The following is a 1,128-nucleotide window of genomic DNA, read 5'->3' on the forward strand; positions in this document are numbered from 1 at the left end:
TGTGCTGAGCTCGACCCGCAGTTCGGGGACAGCCCGTCCCCGCATGCCATCGGATAGACGATCAGGGCGGCCACGAACGGCCGGTGCGGCGGTGCCGGGCTCGGGAAGCGCGGCCTGTATCGCTGCGCCGGAGTCGCGCGGTGGAGGTGCGGGCGTGTCCTGAGGGTGGGCCTGTCCGGGGGACGCGGCACCCGGGTGGGGCGCGCCGCCTTCCGAGCCTCCGACCGGGGCACCACCGCAAGGGCCATCCGGAGGGTTGGCCGGGGCGCGACCAAGTGGATCAGTTGGCGGGCTGGTCGTAGTGCCGCCGGTTGGATCAACTGGCGGGCCGGCTGGAGTGCCCTCAGATGGACCGACTGTCGGGCCTGAGGGCGGGTTGGTCGATGTGCGGCCGGGTGGATCAGGAAGTGGGGTGTCAGGACCGTCCAGGCCCGCGCCGGGATCGGTGTCCGGGCCGCTCGGGCCTACGTCGGGATCAACACCTGGATCGGTGTCGGGGCCCTTCGAGCCTGCGTCGAGATCGGTGGCGGGTCGAGTGTTGGGGCCGTCTGGGTTTACGTCTGAGTCGGGGCTGCCTGGATTGGTGTCGAGGCCGTCCGGGCCTGCGTCGGGGTCTGGGCCGCTCGGGTCCGGGGCGCTTGGGCCTGGGTCGGTGGCGGTACCTGGGTCGGTGTCCGTGCTGGTGTCGGGGCTGCCTGGGGTTGCGCCGGAGGTGGAGCCGCCTGGGTCGCGATGGGTGTCTGTGCTGGTGGTGGGTGGGGTGTCGAGGAAGGGGTGGGTGCGGATGTGGGTGATGATCTGTTCGTCGGTCAGGCCTTCGAAGGTGCCGTCGAGGGAGCCGAGGAACAGGTCGGCGCGGATGTGGTCGATTGGGCGGCGGTCTCCGGCGCGTTTGCAGGAGCGGGCCAGTTCATCGATGCGTTCGCAGCCGGCCGCGGCCCGGTCCACCGGCAGGTCCAGGCCGGAGACGCTGGCGGTGCCGTCGTCGTTGCGGGTGCCGACCACGCGGCGGCGTTTGACCGCTTCGGTGTAGCGCTTTTCCGCCCAGCCCGGGTCGATCGCCAGCACCAGCCGCTGAATGTGCTCGATCAACTCCCCGACCGTCCACCTGCCGGCTTGGTCGACCAG

General features: G+C 71.4%; 1 protein-coding gene. It reads left to right on the plus strand.

Annotated features, from left to right (window positions below):
• Positions 1 to 786 precede the first annotated feature (786 nt).
• Positions 787 to 1,128: hypothetical protein (locus AB0B72_RS40320; RefSeq protein WP_367745083.1), on the plus strand; the 342-nt coding region annotated here is incomplete at its 3' end.

Source organism: Microbispora sp. NPDC049125, assembly GCF_040802045.1.
Classification (GTDB): Bacteria; Actinomycetota; Actinomycetes; order Streptosporangiales; family Streptosporangiaceae; genus Microbispora.